Raw genomic sequence first — 17,398 nt, 5'->3', positions numbered from 1 at the left:
GCGTCATTGCGTGAGCCATACCTGGAAGCGCTTGTTGACCGCATCAGCGTTGTCGGCCCAGAACGTCGCGTCGATCTGCAACGGCCGCTTGAAATTGGCCGGCGCGGTTGGCAGATCGCCGAGACGGCTCTTTTCGATTAGCGGAATCGCGTCCTTGCGTGGCGGTGCATAAGCGATGTACTTCGACAGGTCCGCGTAGGCCTGCGGGGTCGATGCCGAAACGATGAACTTCGCCGCGTCGGCCGCGTGCTTCGCGCCTGCCGGGATGCCCCACCACTCGTAGTCGTACACCTGCGCATCCCACACGATCTTGAAGGGTTTGCCGTCCTTGTGCGCAGCATCGTCGATGCGGCCGTTATACGCCTGCGTCATAACGACCGCGCCGTCGGCGAGCAGCTGCGGCGCCTGCGCGCCGGCGTCCCACCAGACGATGCTCGACTTGATGGTGTCGAGCTTCTTGAATGCACGGTCGACGCCTGCGGGCGTGCCGAGCACCTTGTAGACGTCCTTCGGCACGACACCGTCGGCGATCAGCGCCCATTCCATCGCCACCTTCGGCGATTTGCGCATGCCGCGCTTGCCGGGGTATTTCTTCAGATCGAAGAAATCGTTGATGGTGGTAGGCGGTGTCTTCAGCTTCGTCGTGTCGTACGCATACACCGTCGACCACACCATCGCCGACACGGCGCAATCGCTGATCGAGCCGGGCAGAAAGTCGCTGGTATTGCCGAGCTGCTTGCGGTCGAACTTCTGCAGCAAGCCTTCGTCGCACGCCGTGATGGCGTCGTTGGTTTCGAGGTCGATCAGATCCCACGTGGGGTTCTTCGCCTGTTCCATCGCCGACAGCTTTGCGAGGCCGCCGTCGTACGATTCCGTCGAGAAACCAATGCCGGTCTTCGCGGTGAACGGCTCGAACCAGGCCTTTTTGGCGGCGTTCTCGTAAGCGCCGCCGAATGTGACGACTGACAGCGTGTCGGCGGCGTGCACCGTCGACGACAGGACGGAGAGGACCGTGACGGCGGTGAGAACAGCGCCGTGCTGGATACGGGAGCGGGTAGCGTGCATGTTTAGTTGACTCCTGCGATGAGTGGCGACGCGGACGATGAAGGCGAAAACACGGTGCGGTCGTCGGCGTTGACCGCGACGCGCGACGAAACGGCGGGAAGTACCTTGCAGTCGTCGCGGCGCCACGTCACGGCCGTGGTATGGCCGAGTGCGGGCAGATCGCGATGCTGCGTGTTAGGCACCTTCACGACGACGCCCTCGCCGTGCGCCAGTTTCAGATGCACGCGATGGTGGTCGCCGCAATAGACGAGCTCCTGCACGAGTGCATGGACGACATTCGATTCGCCTTCGCCGCGCGCGGCATCGGCAGTCGCGGCTGCAGCCGCCGCGATGTGCGCGCGCTCGGGCCGCAATGCCAGCATCGCTTCGCCGCCGGTACTTAGGCCGGTGCCCGCACGGCCGCTGATGGTGGTGCCGTCGGCAAGCTGCAGCGTGGCCCACTCGGCGTCGCTCGCGACGACGCGGCCCGTCAATCCGTTGTTTTCGCCGACGAAGTTCGCAACGAACGCATTCGCGGCGTTCTCGTAGAGTTCGGTCGGTGTCGCGGCCTGCTGGATGCGGCCGTCGGAAAACACGGCGACGCGGTCCGACATTGTCAGCGCCTCGTTCTGGTCGTGGGTCACGTAGACGATCGTCAGCGACAGTTCGCGATGCAGGCGCATGATTTCATATTGCATGCTTTCGCGCAGGCGCTTGTCGAGCGCGCCGAGCGGCTCGTCCATCAGCACCACGCTCGGCTCGAACACAAGGGCGCGCGCCAGCGCGACGCGCTGCTGCTGGCCACCCGAGAGCTGCGCCGGCCGCCGCGCCGCGAGGTGCGGCAGCTCGACCATCTCGAGCGCCCGCGCCACGCGCGCCTTCTGTTCGCTGCGACCGATCTTGCGTACCGACAGCGGAAACGCGACATTCTCCGCGATCGTCATATGCGGGAAGAGCGCGTAGTTCTGGAACACCATGCCGATATCGCGCTGATGCGGCGGCTTGTCGTCGAGCCGCTTGCCGTTCAGGCGGATCTCACCGCGCGTCGGCGACTCAAATCCCGCAAGCATCATCAGCGTCGTCGTCTTGCCCGAACCGGACGGGCCGAGCAGCGACACAAATTCGCCGCGCGCAACGTCGAGATCGAGACCCTCGACGACGCTGTGCACGCCGTCGTAAGACTTGCTGACGCCTGCGAATGAAATGAACGATTGGCTGGACATGGTCGTGTGGTCATCCGGTCCGGTGCGCTATGTCGCGCGTCATGACGTAGCGGTTCGCCGTGCGAGGTAGCGCGCGAATTCGTAGTTCGGTCGCTCGAGATGGCTCAGGTTGCCTGGCTTCGCGAGCGGTGCATGCACACCGCGAAACACGGCTTCGACACCGCGCCGGTCTTCCGCATTGACCTCGTCGAGCAGCGTTTTCAGCGTGGCCATGTATTCGGCCGCTTTCGGATCGTCGACGAACTCGGGGGAAAGTCCGCCGCCGAATTGGATCTGTACCCGGCCCACGCCGCACGGCTGCAGCACGAGGTACCAGAAGTAGCCCGGCGTGAGCGTCACGAGATGCGTCGGGTAGATCGCAAGTAGCGCGGTCGTGCGCCGCCAGTGTCCCTGCAGACGCGTGTTGTCGGGGTGCGCGTTGCCGATCGGCAGCGACGCTTCCTTCGTGATCCAGTGATAGTTGAATGTCGGTCGCCCGGGTGGACACTCCATTTCTTCGAGCCGCGAATGCGGGCCTACCGTCGCGCGATGCAGCATCGGCAAGTGGTAGCTCTCCATGAAATTTTCCGCGAGGATCTTCCAGTTGGTGTCCCACACGTGTTCTTCGTGGAAGGTCTCAACGTAGCCCGACATGCCGTACGGCTCGATCAGCCGCGTGAGCTCCTCGAGCTGCGTCGCGACAGGCGGCAGGTCGGCATCGAGCGTGACGTAGATCCAGCCCAGCCAGGTTTCGCAGCGGATCGACGGCAGGCGATAGCTTTCCTTGCAGAAGCCTGCCTGCCGGTCCATCATCGGCGCGCCGGCGAGCGTGCCATCAAGCGTGTAGTTCCATGCGTGATAGGGGCACACGATGCGTCTGACGTTGCCGCGTCCTTCGAGCAGCACCGACATGCGATGCAGGCACACGTTCGACAGTCCGCGCAGGCCGCCGTTTTCGTCGCGCAGAACGACGACGGGCTGCCCGTCGATCTGCGCGGTCAGATAGTCGCCTGGGCTGCTGAGCACGCTGGCGCGCCCAACGCACAGCCATTCTTTGCGAAAGATCTCGCGCTGCTCGAGCGCGAGAAACGCATCGGACGTATAGACCCTCGGCGGCATTGCGCGCGCGTCGTCGAATGGCCGCTCGCAGTTCGCCTGCAGTTCGCGGGCGATCTCGGGTCCAGCATCCGGCGACGTTGCAAGGATAGCCATAAGGCCTCCGGCTCAGCATTGCGTTGCGATGGACATCAATCTATCAAGTCAAATTGCTAGCCAAAATATTGTTTTCGGATGTAAAAGCCAGTTTTTTCCTATGCAGCACGCCGGCCATCCGATTCAGCCATTGCGATGCAATTCGCGGATCTGCGTCTCGCAAAACTCCGCGAAGCGCTTCACTACCTGACGTGGTTTCAGTTCGCGCGATTGCGCAACGCCAAGCGTCGTAGCCGTTACGTCTTCCTTGAACTGCTTGATCACGAAGTCCGCTCCGTCCACGGTTCTGAACGATTTCAGCGGGAAGTTCAGGATGCTGTAGCCGAGCCCGTTCGCAACCATGCCGCGCACCACTTCCGGCTGCGTCGAACGGAAGGCGGGTACCGGCCGCCTGCCCGCCGCGTCGAACAGCGCCGCGAAGTATTCGCGGCTGTGCGGCAGGTCGAGCATCACGTAAGGCTCGTCGAGCAGTTCGGTTAGCGAAACGGCACGTGCGCGGGCGAGCCGATGCAGCTTCGGCAGGATCACGTAGGGCGGCAGCGAGACCAGTGGCGTGAACGCGATTTCGTCGGTGAGATCGAGGCTGTAGGTGAGCGCGAGATCGAGCGTGCCGTCGCGCAAGCCTCGCAGCAGGTCGTCCTGATGCGCTTCCTGGGTCCGAAAATTGACGCCCGAATGGCTCGCAATGAAACGGCTGATGAGCACTGGCATCACGGGCGGCGCGAGCGAGACCATGCAGCCGAGCGCGATCGCGCCCGACATGCCGCCATCCATCTCGCGCGCGGCTGACTGCAGTTCTTCCGCATTCTTCAGCAGATTGCGCGCCTGTCCGAGCATGTCACGACCGGCCTGGGTGAGCGACAGGCCGCTCGCGTGATGACGGATGAACAACTGCACGCCGAACGACGTCTCCAGTTCGGCGAGCGCCGTCGAGACCGATGGCTGCGAGATGTGCAGTTTCCTCGCCGCCGCGGTGAACGACAGCACTTCCGCGGTGACCACGAAGTACCGCAACTGCCGCAGCGAATAGTGCAATTGGCCCGCTTCCATCGCATGTCCTTCGACGTTCCATCTGTCGCGATTGTGCGCCGACAGAAATTCGTTTGCATAGGTAAAAGCGATGAGTTGCATTTTTGAAATATGTTTTTCGGATGCGCAGTGCGAGCGTAGATTGCACTCATCAGTGCGGATAGCTTTCCGCGATGGCGGCCTTTACACCGACGGCGAAGCCATGACCGCCCCGAATCAAGCCGCCTTTCAAAGGGAAACAGCCATGACAGCTGAAAAAACGTCAATCGATACGCTTGTTGTGGGCGCCGGCCAGGCCGGCGTGGCCATGAGTGAACACCTGAGCAGACAAGGGGTGCCGCACCTCGTCCTGGAACGCAGCCGTATCGCTGAACGCTGGCGCACGGGACGTTGGGATTCGCTGGTTGCCAACGGCCCGGCCTGGCATGACCGGTTTCCGGGGCTGGAGTTCGACGATCTCGATCCCGACGCGTTTCCCTCGAAAGAGCGGGTCGCGGACTATTTCGAAGCCTATGCCAGGAAATTCGACGCTCCCATCCGCACCGGCGTGGAGGTGAAGAAAGTGGTACGTAGCGCGGGCCGGCCCGGCTTCACCGTTGAGACATCGGAGGGCATCGTCGAGGCCAACCGTGTAGTGGTCGCTACCGGAGCGTTCCAACGTCCCTTGATTCCGCCGATCGCGCCTAAAGACGAGAAACTCACGCAGATCCACTCTGCCGATTATCGCAATCCAGGCCAACTGCCCGCGGGTGCCGTGCTGGTGGTTGGCGCCGGGTCGTCAGGCGTGCAGATCGCGGATGAACTGCAGCGGTCAGGCAAGAAGGTGTATCTGTCGGTCGGGCCGCACGATCGGCCTCCACGCTCCTATCGCAACCGCGATTACTGCTGGTGGCTGGGCGTTCTTGGCGAATGGGACAGGGAGGTCGCGACGCCGGGCAGGGAGCACGTCACCATTGCTGTAAGCGGTGCGCGTGGCGGTCATACGGTTGACTTCCGGGCGCTTGCGAATCAGGGAATAACGCTTGTCGGTTTGACGAAGTCGTTCGATTGCGGCGTCGTCGCTTTCGAACCGGACCTTGCAGGCAACCTGGCTCGCGGTGACGAGAACTACATGGCACTGCTCGATGCAGCTGACGCGTATATTGCCCGGAATGGACTGGATCTTCCGGAAGAACCCGAGGCCCGCAGGACCCTTCCCGATCCGGAGTGCGTGACTCATCCCCTCCTCGAACTCAACCTCGCCGAGGCTGGCGTTACCTCGATCGTGTGGGCGACCGGCTATTCGGTCGACTACGGCTGGCTGAACGTCAATGCCTTCGCCGCAAACGGTAAGCCGCAACACCAACGAGGCGTGTCGACCGAACCCGGCGTCTATTTTCTGGGCCTGCCGTGGTTGTCGCGTCGTGGCTCCAGTTTCATCTGGGGCGTTTGGCACGATGCCATGCACATTGCGGACCACATCGCCACGCAGCGCAGATATCTCTCGTATCGTGATGCGTCGCAGCGTCAGGCAGAGGACTGTCAAAAGCCTGGACCTGATGGCGCACAACCTGATTCGCAACCTCTCGCGGACCTTCTCGACTGACACGGTAGGGAAGTCCGTCGGCGCCGCGGCGGCCTGTCGGGCTTCCTCTTCATCGGGCTGGACGGAATTCTCTCACTACGATCAAGGCGCATGATGAACCAACCTACACACACCCGCATCCGCATGTTCAACACCAGGGAGACGTACCCGAACCAATCGCTGGATAACGACCTCTGTCAGGCCGTGCGGGCCGGCAACACCGTCTACGTGCGCGGACAGGTGGGCACGGATTTCGAGGGCAACCTGATCGGGCTCGGCGATCCGCGGGCTCAGGCCGAGCAGGCCATGAAAAACGTCAAGCAATTGCTCGGGGAAGCGGGTAGCGACTTGTCCCATATTGTCAAAACCACCACCTACCTGACCGACCCTCGTTATCGCGAGCCGGTGTATCAGGAAGTCGGCAAATGGCTGAAGGGGGTCTTCCCGATTTCGACCGGCCTCGTGGTTAGCGCCCTGGGTCAGCCTCAGTGGCTGATGGAGATCGACGTGATCGCGGTGATTCCGGATAACTGGAAGCCGAATCAGGCTTAAGGATGAGGACATGACATTCTCCATCGTCGGACGCTGCCCGGAAACTGGCCAGCTTGGGATCGCTATCAGTTCATCCAGCATCTCGGTGGGTGCTCGATGCCCGTGGGTGCGCGCGGGTGTAGGGGCAGTGGCGACACAAAATGTCACGCTGCCCGCCCTCGGGCCGCAGATCCTCGACTTCCTCGACGACAGGCAGCTTGCGCCTGCTGCGGCCTTGGGCCGGGCGCTCGACGCCGACGGATGGAGCCAGTATCGACAGGTGACGGTAATCGATGGTCAGGGCCATACGGCGTTTTTCACCGGTGAGGAAGCGCTGGGCGTTCATCACGCCGTGGCGGGTGAGCAGTGCGTGGCCGCCGGCAACATGCTGGCGGGCGCGGAGGTGATCGAAGCCATGGTTCAGGCATTCGAGAAAACGCCCGGCATGCTTGCCGACCGCCTGCTGTCGTCGATGCGCGCCGCAATCGCGGCCGGTGGTGAAGCGGGACCCGTGCACTCGGCGGCGCTCAAGGTGGTGGGCGACGTGATCTGGCCGATCGTCGATCTGCGGGTCGACTGGGCCGATGCAGGCCCGATCGGACAACTGGATGCGCTGTGGCAAGCCTATCGACCGCAAATGCAGGACTACCTGACGCGGGCGTTGAATCCGACTGCAGCGCCAAGCTACGGAGTGCCCGGTGATGAATGAGTTGTCGAGCCGTCAACTACTCGACCGGCTGATTTCGTTTTAGTAGATGCATGCCTGACGGAGTGGCGCTGGATAAGCTGCGCACGTTCATTCCCGCGGCCATCACGGTCAGCTTTTCAACTGGACGAGCCGCAACCCGACACTAATCAATGCCGACTGAGAAATGGATAACGGGCAGTAGCGCGGAATACCTCAACTGCTCTTCACGCGTGCGGATGCGCGGGGCCGATTACCGGATTTGCCCGAACGTGATTCGGCCTTGTCCGAACGTTGCGTCTCCGGTTGTTTCCTGAAGACGAGTGCCTCGACCATCTGCCAATACGCATCAACAACGGCGGGATCGGACGCAGAAACATTGCTGGTCGCCAGCATTTCCGGGCCGAATCCAGAAAGCGTTGAGGTCAGGCTGATCATGAGATAGTGCAAGAGGATCGGTTCGACTCGTGGCAAGGCGTGTTCGTCCTGAGCCGCGCGAATCTGTGGAATTAACCAGTTGATCAATGGCTTGAGCACGGTGTCGGCGAGCCACTGCAAACGAGGGCTGTACACGAGGAACTCTTGAAGCATGAAGCGATGAAACTGCGGAAAATCAACCGTGAATCGAAACAGGGCTCGATACACAAGTTTTACCCGGTCCGCCGCCATGGCAGGGGGAGTATCGGTCAGGTAGGCGTCCCATTCATGGCGAATGCGTTCGAACACAAACTCCGCCACCGCCTGCCAGAGGTCGTCCTTGGATCGGTAGTGGTATGTGATAAGCGGATGTTGCAATCCGATGCGATCCGCGATGCTACGAATACTCGCGGCCTCAAAGCCCTTCGTGGCGAATTCGGCAAGTGCCGCGTTCAGGATCGCGGAGCGGGTTTCCTGCGCCCGCTGCTGCTCTGCACGTCTGAGTTCGGTTGGTCTGCTTTTGTTGCCAACGTTCTTGGAACCTGTGCTGTCCGCCATTTGGTTTCTCGATTGGAAATTTCGTTATTTCGTTGCTTCTGTGCTCCAGTGCCTTCCGCCTTCTGACAGGCCAACACTGCGTAGGCGTTGCAAGCCGCGACCGTTAACGAAGGCGGGCTTCACAACGGTATCACACACTCGCCGCCGAATCCTGACCGTCGCTGAACCCGTTGAGCACAGGCGATTTGGCCGGCACAGTAACACACTATTTGACTACCGCCGGCCTCACGCGGCGACAACTTCGAGCGAGACGAGGCATGCCGTCCGTATAGCTTTGACGTCGCCCGAGGTCGCTCGCAGACGATCGTTGCCTGAGAACCGAATGCCGTTGTCAATATGCTCATGGGTGATCGCCGTGATGCAATCCTGGTTCGGCAAAATCACGAGGCTAAAGAAGTCCAATCGTCAGACAAAAATTGTATCGCACATGCCGCGTGTTCAGTCGATCCGTCGTCCTATGCTGTCCGATTTTCCTTTAAATTTACGTAACGTAAAGTATAATGAAGATAGCTTGACTGGTCCAGGTGTTCCGCCCGGCCGACGACAGAACTGAATCCGCCTACAGATTTGATTAACGGATCAAGGACAGATGGAAAGCAAAATCACGCTGACATCAAGTGACGACATCGCCTTCGTCACGATGGTGGACGAGGCTCGCGCGAACTCGATCGACAAGGTCTTCTGCGATGAACTGTTGGGCGCCCTCCGCGAGGTTGAGGGGTCGTCGAAGTATCGCGCAGTGATACTTCAAGCCAGAGGCAGAATATTTTCAGCCGGCGGAGATCTTCGCCAGATTTTTGACGGACTGCAGCGTTCCGATTCCTACCTCGAATCGCTAATTGGCGCACTGAACGCCACGATTGTGGCGATGCGGCGCTTGCCGATACCTGTGATCGCTAGCGTTCAAGGGGCGGCAGCAGGTGCGGGCTTTTCGCTGGCAATGGCGTGCGACCTGGTGGTCGCGTCGAGCGCTGCCCGCTTTGTCGTCGGCTACGCCAAGCTGGGAACATCTAGCGACGGCGGTCTGTCTTTTCATCTGGCGCGTCGATTGGGGGCGGCGAGGGCATTCGAGATCCTGTTGACGCGCGACTCGTTGAATGCGGACGAGGCTAGACAGCTAGGGCTCGTCCAGAGCATTGCCGAACCCGCTTCCTTGCAGGACGCCAGTCTGGCGCTCGCGCGGAAAGTCATCGATATACCCGCGGCAGCGGTCAGAGAAATGAAATCGCTTGTTGGGATGGTGGCCGAAGATAACCTCGAGCGCCATCTTGAACAGGAAAAACGTGCGTTCCTGCGATGCGCGTCGACGAAAGCGTTTTCCCAGCGAGTCGCGCAATTCGTCGCGGACTCTGATTCACCCAGAAGCGCATCGACCTGATGATGAAAGTCCTGTCTCAAGGAAAGTCTGCAAAAGTCCTGAATTGAGCTGCTGTTATCTGACGCTGGTCAACACATCCATATCTCCTTTGCCAGTTGGCGTCTTCGTAAAGTCGCTACTGCGCGACGTCAGCATCGATTTCCGATCTGATGGGCTGCCAGATTCAAATTCCCTTCCAGGTCCCTGTGTGGTGTCAGGCACCCGTTCCCTTCATTCGTCAGGCGAAGCATACCTGGGGATACTCCTATCCAAATTAAACTATACGAACGGAAAATTTAGACATATCCTTCTTTCAGCACCTCTGATGTGCCAGTTGGTAGTGCATTCAAAATGACAGAGGAGACTGGAGATGAAGAAATTGTTGTGGGCCGCCGCGCTTTTTTGTGTCACGCCTGCGGTGGCGTACGCCCAAAGTTCCGTCACACTGTACGGTCTGTTGGATGAGGGCTTGACCTACGCAAGCAATCAAAACGGACATTCAGCCTGGTTGCTTCAAAGTGGAGGTGGATCGCTGTCCAGATGGGGGCTGCGTGGCGCCGAAGACCTGGGTGGAGGTTACAAAGCGGTCTTTACGTTGGAAAACGGCTTTGACGTGTCTAGCGGAAACCTGTCGAACAATGGCCGTCTGTTCGGCCGACAGGCGTACGTTGGAATCTCAAGCCCGTATGGGACGTTCACGCTTGGGCGTCAATACGAGGAAGTAGCCGAAATGCTCTCCCCCGTTGCTGCCGGTTTGAACTGGGCGGTCTACTTCGCTCACGCCGGTGACGTCGACAACGTCGGAGGGAGCATACGCATCAACAACTCGGTCAAATACGCTAGCCCCAAAATTGGAGGGTTCACATTTGGTGCGCTCTATAGCTTTGGTGGGCAGCCCGGACAATTCTCCACGAATAGCGTGACGTCGGTGGGACTGAGTTACAGCGGGATAAGCTTCCCACTGCATGTTGCGGCTGCCTATACGATCATCAAGAATCCGTATGCTGCCGCATTCGATAGCATCACGCCGCGAAACATCATATATGCCCCGTACGTGCAGAACGCGGAAAGCGAATCCATCGCAGGGGTAGGTGCATCGTACAAGATCGGCGGCGCTTCAATTGCCTTCGTGTACACGTCGACGCAATTCAAGAAAGGCTTTCTTGGCAGTGACGTGCGGTTTGACAACTACGAGGCAAACGTCGGCTACTTCATTACGCCCTTTCTGTTCGCAGGTGCGGCGTACATCTACACGCACGGCAAAGTGGATGCGACCTCGGCGACGCCAATCTATCGGGCGATCGATCTCTACACCAACTATTTCCTCTCGAAGCGGACGGACGTTTACTTTGCGGCCGAACTGCTGAAAGCGGCGGGTTCGGCGACTCAGGCGCAAATCACGTTGATTCCTTCACCGTCGCGTGGACAAACCCAGGGCTTGTTGCGGGTTGGAATCCGTCACCGGTTTTAACGAACAGGTGATGTCGGTGACGTCGAGAGACAAATGAAATCAGATCGACACCGGAACCAGGTGGCCGATCATCAAGGACAATGCGATGAACAGCATAGGCGATGCCAAGCGGGATGTGCGCGAGATTTTTAACGATATGCCTATGGGGCGTATGCAGTGGACGGTGTTCCTCATCTGCTTCGCGGCAACAGCGATCGAAGGTTTCGACACCATCGTGATCAGTTTTATCGCGCCTGCGATAAGCCAGCATTGGCAGCTATCGAGCGCCGCGCTCTCACCTCTGGTGGCCTTCGGACTAACGGGATTACTGATTGGATCGATCGTTGGCGGAACACTGGCTGACCGTGTCGGTCGCCGAACAGTGAGCATTGTGGCAATCGCCTGGTTTGGAATCGCGGGTGTGATATCGAGCGAAGCACAGTCGATATTTCAGCTGGTTGCCTTGCGTTTCATAACCGGCCTCGGTATCGGAGCAGCGATGCCCGCTACGTCAGCAATCGTCGCGGAATATAGCCGCGACCGTTCACGGTCAGCGATGCTCGCATCGACTTACTGTGGATTTCTTTTCGGTGCGGCAGCCGCTGGTTTGGTGACGTCCTTGGCTATCGGGACACTGGGGTGGCGAGGCATGCTGGTACTCAGTGGTCTTTTGCCGCTGGGGGTCGTTGCCTTATTCGCATGGCAAGTACCGGAGTCGCCGCTCTACATCGTGGCCAGTGGAAGGTCCAATGACGAGGCGCAACGAATTCTCGGCAAAGTGTTTCCGTCTTTAGACTGCTCTGGAATGTATTTATTCATCGCCGAAACACGCGAATCGATACGCGGAAGCAGGGCACTATTGAGCGGGAAATACCGGCTCGGCACCGTGTTGACGTGGCTTGCGGAGTTCGCGGGCTATCTGGTGTTCTTTCTTATTGGAAGCTGGATGCCGACACACCTGAAGCAGATGGGGCTATCGATGCACGACGCCTCGCAAGTGTCGTCAATGTTCCAGTTCGGTGCGCTCGGCGGCGCGGTTCTTTTCGCTATCCTTGTCCGTCGCTATAACGTGGCGTCGGTCGTTTCCGTGGCGTTCGGCGCAGGCTCGCTGCTTGTCATAGCCTTGGGCATGTCCGAAGCCACCCAGTGGCGCGCGAGCGTGGTCTTCTTGTCCGGCATAGCTGTTGGAGGCCCGCTGATCTGTGTCAACACTATTCCGGGTATTTTCTATCCCACTGCGCTTCGCGCGTCCGGCGGTGGCTGGAACGTTGCGATCGGACGGCTGGGGTCAATTGTCGGTTCGTCGTTGATTGGCCTGATAGTCATATCGGGTTTTCCTTATCTGCTCACCTGCGCGTTGTTGTCGATACCGCTCCTGGTGGCTTGCGTATGCATGACCGTCATGGCCCGAGTGCTCTCTGCTCAACGGCGAATATCGAACGAACACGCGACGGACATCAGTACGGGATCGGCAGGTGATCCACCGTTGCCAAACAGCACCACGCAGTGACGGTATGGCACTAGCACCCGAGATCCTGGGCGTGTAGCAGTTCCGGAGTCGCAACTCATTTGGGATTCAAATTTTTATCTTCGGCACGTCGTTCGTCTTGCAGACTTTACGATCGTGAAGTATAGTGAGTTACGAAACCTGCCTGATCGTGCGGCTCTCGAAGAGCGAACGCGAAGCGCATGTCGGCGGGTAAAAGCACATTTTCGGCCTTAAGAGGGCTGTGTGTTGACGCCGAACAGGTCAACGAAGGAGGAGACATGATTGAAGAACGCGACATCGTCGTAACGATGCGGGACGGAACCCGTCTCGCGGTAGACGTCTATCGACCGGATGCGGACGGCAAATATCCCGTGCTGTACGCTTCAGCGCTGCACAACAAGGATCTTCAGGGTCCGGATATTGCGGATGTCTTGCCCCCGCAACCTGCGCATGCGCCGCTCTGGTTCGGGCCCATAGAAGCCGGGGACACTCGCCGCTTCATCGCCAATGGTTACGTGCACGTTATTGCGCAACCGCGCGGCTCCGCCAAGTCGGAAGGCCACTACGGCTCGGAGAATACTGACCACTACGACATGATCGAATGGATCACACAGCAGCCGTGGTCCGACGGCAAGGTCGGAATGGTGGGGATCTCGGGTTTTGCCGGTGAACAATGGCGGGCGGCGGCACAGGGACACCCCGCGCTCAAGGCAATCTTTCCGTACGACGCGTGTAGTGCATACGGCGGTATGTTCGGGTTTCGGGACTTCAATCCCGGTGGCGTCATTCACACGTTCCCGTACCTGCTTGACGTTTTCAGTACTGTGCATGAACCGCGCGGTGTGCCGGGCACGTTACCTGATGCGCAAGAGGAACTCTGGCGCGCAGCCATGCGCAATCCCGACTACAAGATGTACATCAACCTGTACAACATCCTGACGCAGAAGGGGCAGCGCACGGGGGTGATGTACCACATCATGACGAACCCTTGGGAGCCAGAAGGGACTGTCGAGCGCGCCGAGGAAATTTTCAAGTCGATCAAGGTGCCGTTCTATACGGGTTCTGGTGCCTACGCTTACACGTACAAATTGCACTGGCTTGGCGCCCAGCATTACTTCGGCAATGTCAAACAGCCGCGCAAGCTGATCTTTACGGGCCCTGCGCATCTGGAGCGGCCGTTCCATCAATACCACGACGAAGTTATTCGCTGGTATGACTACTGGCTGAAAGGTATCGATACGGGCATCATGGATGAACCCCCGGTTCGTTACTGGGTCATGGGCGCCAACGAATGGCGCACGGGCACGGATTGGCCTTTGCCTGAGACGCAATGGGCGAAATACTACCTTGCAGGTTGGGAGCAGCTTTCCACAGACGCCCCTCGACCTTCGGCGGAGGTTGGTAACGCGCATCGGGAGCCTGATGTTTTCACGCAAATGCCGCTGAAAAAGACATCCAGGGTCGAGCGCCTGCGCTACATGACCGAGCCGCTTGCACAGGACGTATTGGTGGCGGGTCCCATTGCGCTGACGCTCTACGCTGAGATTGACCAGACAGACACGAACTGGATCGTTGTACTCAAGGACGTGGGTCCGGACGTATCGGTCGTTACTGCCCGCGTCGGCGAACGAGCGGTTCCAGAGACGCTGCCAGAGCGTGAACTTACCCGCGGCTGGCTGAAAGCGTCATACCGCGCAACTGATCCTGACCGAACCAAGCCTGCGGAACCGTTCCACAAATTGACGAAAGAGTCGATCGCGCCGGTCACACCCGGCGAGATCGTCAAGTATGAAATCCAGGTGCTCGCAACGGCAAACCAGTTCAAGGCCGGCCATCGGATCTGTATCGAGATCTGCAGCATGGACGCGCCAACGGGAACGGGCGCGATGACCGACGTCGAGTACATTCCGTATCACGTAACCAGCAGCAATACGGTCACTCACAAGGTTTACCGGGACGCGGATCGTCCCTCACATCTGCTTCTTCCAATCATTCCACTGAATAAACAGAATTCCTGAATTTTATGAAACATTCCTGAGCGTCACGGACGCCTGGTGAATTTGACTGAATAGTGAGGTTAGGCGATGAAAAGCATACGTTTCGAGCGCGACGGGAAGGTTGGGCATATCGTTCTGGCGAATCCGCCCTACAACCGGCTCGATACGCGGTTTGCGGAGTGTCTGCGGGAGGCGGTTCACGAAGCTAGCGAAAGCGACATCCGGGTACTGGTCATTCGGGCCGAGGGGCCCAACTTCAGTCTCGGTGGAGAGGTTCGCGAATGGCCAGGAAAGGACGTGAACTGGTTTCGTACATTCGTCGCGGAAATCAACACTTCGTATCGTGCGATCGAAGCGCTCCGGGTTCCGACGGTGGCGGTGGTGCAGGGTCTGGCTTTTGGCGGAGGCTTTGAACTCGCGTTGAACTGCGACTTCATCGTGGCGGCGACCGACGCGGTGTTCCGATGCGTCGAGGTAACGACGGCGATGCTTCCCATTGCGGGAGCGCTGCAGCGGCTGGCTGAGCGAGTGGGGCGTAGCAACGCGTCCCGTTTCGCGATGCTGGGTGAATCGATTCCCGGCAGCGTGGCCCGAGACCTCGGGATTGCAACGCACGTGGCTGAACCCGATGCGCTCGAACGTGTTGCTGCCGAGCTGGTTACGCGTCTCTCCGACGGTCCGACGCTTTCGTACGCGGCTACGCGCACATTGCTCAAGGTGTGGTCGAGCGGCGGCGTCTCCGGTGCGGATGCCGTCATGCTGGATGTTTGCATGGATCTATACAACACAGAGGACGCCACGCGAGGTTTCATCAACACGGCCGAGGCGTTCGACCTCGACCAGGAGCCGGGCGAGATGGTTTTTCATGGGAAATAGCCTGCCGCAGGCTGGGGCAGACACAAGCGTCTTCGGTGCGGGGCCTTCGATAAGGTCCGGTGTCGTTGCAACCGTTACATAACCTCGATTCGACAGACTTTCTGGCAGAAACGCGCAGCAACGATGGAGGATGGCTTCATGCACACTTTACCCAGTTCCCTTACGCTCGATGCACCTGCCGATGGCGTTGCCTACGTACGGGGTTCGACGGACGTTCCGTTGAGCGAGTCCACAGTCGGCCAGTTTCTAAGGGAAACAGCACGTCGGTTTCCCGATCAGCAAGCTGTGGCATTCCGGGAACAACTTGTACGGTGGACATGGAAGGAATTCGACGACCATGTCGATCAGCTCGCCGCAGGTTTCCTGTCATTGGGAATAGAGAAGGGGGACCGTGTCGGCATCTGGTCTCCCAACCGGTTCGAATGGTTGCTCACGCAGTTCGCGACAGCGCGCATCGGTGCGGTGTTGGTCAACATCAACCCGGCCTATCGCGTGACGGAACTCGAGTACGCGCTACAGAAAGTGAAATGCAAAGCGCTCGTCACTGCCGAGAGTTTCAAAACGTCGAACTACATTTCGATGTTGCTCGACGTTGCGCCTGAACTCGCATCGCAGCAGTCGGACGAGTTGAGGGCCGCACGTCTGCCGGACCTTCGTGCGGTGATCTCCGTGGGTGATTGGCGCGTATCGGGCGTCATGTCATTTCACGCGGTCATGCAGCGCGGAGAGGGGATTCTTCGAGACAAAGGGCGTGAGGTAATCGATACCGTCGAGCAAACACTTTCTTCCCATGATCCGATCAATATCCAGTTCACGAGCGGCACCACCGGTAGTCCGAAGGGTGCAACGCTGACACATCGGAACATTGTCAACAATGGGCGTTTTGTTGCCATGGCGATGAAGCTGTCCGAAGCGGACTCACTCTGTATTCCGGTCCCGCTGTACCACTGTTTCGGCATGGTGCTCGGGGTACTTGCGTGCGTGTCGGTTGGCGCGCAGATGGTCTTCCCGGGCGAAGGATTCGACGCCGGTGCGACCCTCGCGGCCGTCTCGGAAGAGCGTTGTACCGCGCTTCACGGGGTGCCGACCATGTTTATCGCCGAACTGGGGCATCCGGAGTTCTCATCGTTTGACCTGAGCAGTCTCCGGACCGGCATCATGGCAGGGTCGCCCTGTCCTGTCGAGACAATGTATCAGGTCGTGACGAACATGCATATGCGGGAGGTCACCATTGCGTATGGAATGACAGAGACCAGTCCCGTGTCGTTTCAGAGCGCAACCACGGATCCGCTAGATAAGCGCACGACAACGGTCGGGCGGATTCAACCTCATCTCGAGGTAAAGATCGTTGATTTCGACGGTAATACCGTATCGATCGGTGAGACGGGAGAACTCTGTACAAGAGGGTACTCGGTAATGCTGGGGTACTGGGAGGACGAGACAAAGACGCGGGAAAGCATCGTTGACGGATGGATGCATACGGGCGATCTCGCAACGATCGACGCCGACGGATATTGCAACATCGTCGGAAGGTTGAAGGACATGGTGATCCGAGGGGGAGAGAACATCTATCCTCGCGAAGTTGAGGAGTACCTCTTCAGGCACCCAAAAATACAGAATGTGCAGGTGTTTGGCGTGCCGGATGAGAAGAACGGCGAGGAGTTGTGCGCCTGGATCGTGCTTCGAAAAGGTGAGGGTTCGACTGAGGAGGACATCAGAGACTTTTGCCGAGGGCAGATCGCACACTATAAGGTGCCAAAATATATTCGCTTCGTTAACGAATTGCCAATGACTGTTACGGGAAAAGTACAGAAGTTTGCAATGCGTGAGGAGATGATCCGCTATCTAAATCTGACCGAACACAAGACCGCCTGACAGGTTAGTGAAAGCCGGGAAGGATCGCAAAAAACAGGGACTCGCAAGCTCGCATGGAATTAGGTATCCGAAATATTCGGACGTGGCGAGGTGCGAAGGCATGACAATTGGA

Annotated in this window: 14 protein-coding genes; 9 read left to right on the top strand and 5 right to left on the bottom strand. The window is 59.0% G+C overall.

All coding sequences use genetic code 11. The annotated features are described in order from the left end of the window. Positions 1-3 precede the first annotated feature (3 nt). The 4 genes from SB772_RS00220 to SB772_RS00205 all read right to left on the bottom strand — a co-directional run bounded on the left by SB772_RS00220 (position 4) and on the right by SB772_RS00205 (position 4,508). Positions 4-1,065, bottom strand: coding sequence for an ABC transporter substrate-binding protein (locus SB772_RS00220; protein WP_410831253.1), 1,062 nt, complete (start codon positions 1,063-1,065; stop codon positions 4-6). 2 nt (positions 1,066-1,067) lie between these two features. Next, entirely contained in the window at positions 1,068-2,267 is a 1,200-nt protein-coding gene (locus tag SB772_RS00215; protein ID WP_410831251.1) for an ABC transporter ATP-binding protein, read from the bottom strand. A gap of 39 nt (positions 2,268-2,306) precedes the next feature. Further along, entirely contained in the window at positions 2,307-3,458 is a 1,152-nt protein-coding gene (locus SB772_RS00210) for an SRPBCC family protein (RefSeq protein ID WP_410831249.1), read from the bottom strand. Positions 3,459-3,581: 123 nt separating this feature from the next. Continuing rightward, positions 3,582-4,508 (bottom strand): LysR family transcriptional regulator, encoded by a 927-nt coding sequence (locus SB772_RS00205; protein WP_410831801.1) that lies wholly within the window; start codon positions 4,506-4,508, stop codon positions 3,582-3,584. A 223-nt stretch (positions 4,509-4,731) separates the two neighbouring features. Here SB772_RS00205 and SB772_RS00200 point away from each other — a divergent pair, with 223 nt between their 5' ends. From SB772_RS00200 to SB772_RS00190, 3 genes are all read left to right on the top strand, one after another. Beyond that, the gene (locus tag SB772_RS00200; RefSeq protein ID WP_410831800.1) at positions 4,732-6,072 is read left to right on the top strand and encodes a flavin-containing monooxygenase; all 1,341 of its coding nucleotides are present in this window, start codon (positions 4,732-4,734) and stop codon (positions 6,070-6,072) included. 93 nt (positions 6,073-6,165) lie between these two features. Continuing rightward, positions 6,166-6,603, top strand: coding sequence for a RidA family protein (locus SB772_RS00195; protein WP_410831799.1), 438 nt, complete (start codon positions 6,166-6,168; stop codon positions 6,601-6,603). 10 nt (positions 6,604-6,613) lie between these two features. Further along, positions 6,614-7,291, top strand: coding sequence for a DUF1028 domain-containing protein (locus tag SB772_RS00190; protein WP_410831247.1), 678 nt, complete (start codon positions 6,614-6,616; stop codon positions 7,289-7,291). Between the two features lie 192 nt (positions 7,292-7,483). Here the strand turns inward: SB772_RS00190 and SB772_RS00185 are convergent, their stop codons facing one another. Beyond that, a complete protein-coding gene (locus tag SB772_RS00185; protein WP_410831245.1) occupies positions 7,484-8,242 on the bottom strand; it encodes a TetR/AcrR family transcriptional regulator in 759 nt (252 codons plus the stop codon). Positions 8,243-8,831: 589 nt separating this feature from the next. Here SB772_RS00185 and SB772_RS00180 point away from each other — a divergent pair. The 6 genes from SB772_RS00180 to SB772_RS00155 all read left to right on the top strand — a co-directional run bounded on the left by SB772_RS00180 (position 8,832) and on the right by SB772_RS00155 (position 17,286). Then, positions 8,832-9,620, top strand: coding sequence for an enoyl-CoA hydratase/isomerase family protein (locus SB772_RS00180; RefSeq protein WP_410831243.1), 789 nt, complete (start codon positions 8,832-8,834; stop codon positions 9,618-9,620). A 349-nt stretch (positions 9,621-9,969) separates the two neighbouring features. Continuing rightward, positions 9,970-11,070: a porin gene (locus SB772_RS00175; RefSeq protein WP_410831241.1), complete on the top strand. Its 1,101-nt coding sequence runs from the start codon at positions 9,970-9,972 to the stop codon at positions 11,068-11,070. 85 nt (positions 11,071-11,155) lie between these two features. Further along, the gene (locus SB772_RS00170; protein ID WP_410831239.1) at positions 11,156-12,559 is read left to right on the top strand and encodes an MFS transporter; all 1,404 of its coding nucleotides are present in this window, start codon (positions 11,156-11,158) and stop codon (positions 12,557-12,559) included. A gap of 257 nt (positions 12,560-12,816) precedes the next feature. Beyond that, positions 12,817-14,556 carry a CocE/NonD family hydrolase gene (locus SB772_RS00165; protein ID WP_410831237.1) on the top strand — a complete coding sequence of 580 codons (1,740 nt, stop codon included), beginning with the start codon at positions 12,817-12,819 and terminating at the stop codon, positions 14,554-14,556. Between the two features lie 66 nt (positions 14,557-14,622). Then, entirely contained in the window at positions 14,623-15,411 is a 789-nt protein-coding gene (locus SB772_RS00160; RefSeq protein WP_410831235.1) for an enoyl-CoA hydratase/isomerase family protein, read from the top strand. Between the two features lie 138 nt (positions 15,412-15,549). Next, positions 15,550-17,286, top strand: coding sequence for an AMP-binding protein (locus SB772_RS00155; RefSeq protein ID WP_410831233.1), 1,737 nt, complete (start codon positions 15,550-15,552; stop codon positions 17,284-17,286). Positions 17,287-17,398: the final 112 nt, after the last annotated feature.

The organism is Paraburkholderia sp. SIMBA_030 (genome assembly GCF_046535245.1).
In the GTDB taxonomy this organism is placed as follows: domain Bacteria; phylum Pseudomonadota; class Gammaproteobacteria; order Burkholderiales; family Burkholderiaceae; genus Paraburkholderia.
The sequence above is the reverse complement of the archived record's forward strand: the minus strand, read 5'-3'. Positions and strand labels throughout refer to the sequence as shown.

Excerpts from the sequence above, each read along its gene's own strand:
- SB772_RS00220 (WP_410831253.1), bottom strand. The coding sequence starts at position 1,065 with ATGCACGCTACCCGCTCCCGTATCCAGCACGGCGCTGTTCTCACCGCC.
- SB772_RS00215 (WP_410831251.1), bottom strand. The coding sequence starts at position 2,267 with ATGTCCAGCCAATCGTTCATTTCATTCGCAGGCGTCAGCAAGTCTTAC.
- SB772_RS00210 (WP_410831249.1), bottom strand. The coding sequence starts at position 3,458 with ATGGCTATCCTTGCAACGTCGCCGGATGCTGGACCCGAGATCGCCCGC.
- SB772_RS00205 (WP_410831801.1), bottom strand. The coding sequence starts at position 4,508 with ATGGAAGCGGGCCAATTGCACTATTCGCTGCGGCAGTTGCGGTACTTC.
- SB772_RS00200 (WP_410831800.1), top strand. The coding sequence starts at position 4,732 with ATGACAGCTGAAAAAACGTCAATCGATACGCTTGTTGTGGGCGCCGGC.
- SB772_RS00195 (WP_410831799.1), top strand. The coding sequence starts at position 6,166 with ATGAACCAACCTACACACACCCGCATCCGCATGTTCAACACCAGGGAG.
- SB772_RS00190 (WP_410831247.1), top strand. The coding sequence starts at position 6,614 with ATGACATTCTCCATCGTCGGACGCTGCCCGGAAACTGGCCAGCTTGGG.
- SB772_RS00185 (WP_410831245.1), bottom strand. The coding sequence starts at position 8,242 with ATGGCGGACAGCACAGGTTCCAAGAACGTTGGCAACAAAAGCAGACCA.
- SB772_RS00180 (WP_410831243.1), top strand. The coding sequence starts at position 8,832 with ATGGAAAGCAAAATCACGCTGACATCAAGTGACGACATCGCCTTCGTC.
- SB772_RS00175 (WP_410831241.1), top strand. The coding sequence starts at position 9,970 with ATGAAGAAATTGTTGTGGGCCGCCGCGCTTTTTTGTGTCACGCCTGCG.
- SB772_RS00170 (WP_410831239.1), top strand. The coding sequence starts at position 11,156 with ATGAACAGCATAGGCGATGCCAAGCGGGATGTGCGCGAGATTTTTAAC.
- SB772_RS00165 (WP_410831237.1), top strand. The coding sequence starts at position 12,817 with ATGATTGAAGAACGCGACATCGTCGTAACGATGCGGGACGGAACCCGT.
- SB772_RS00160 (WP_410831235.1), top strand. The coding sequence starts at position 14,623 with ATGAAAAGCATACGTTTCGAGCGCGACGGGAAGGTTGGGCATATCGTT.
- SB772_RS00155 (WP_410831233.1), top strand. The coding sequence starts at position 15,550 with ATGCACACTTTACCCAGTTCCCTTACGCTCGATGCACCTGCCGATGGC.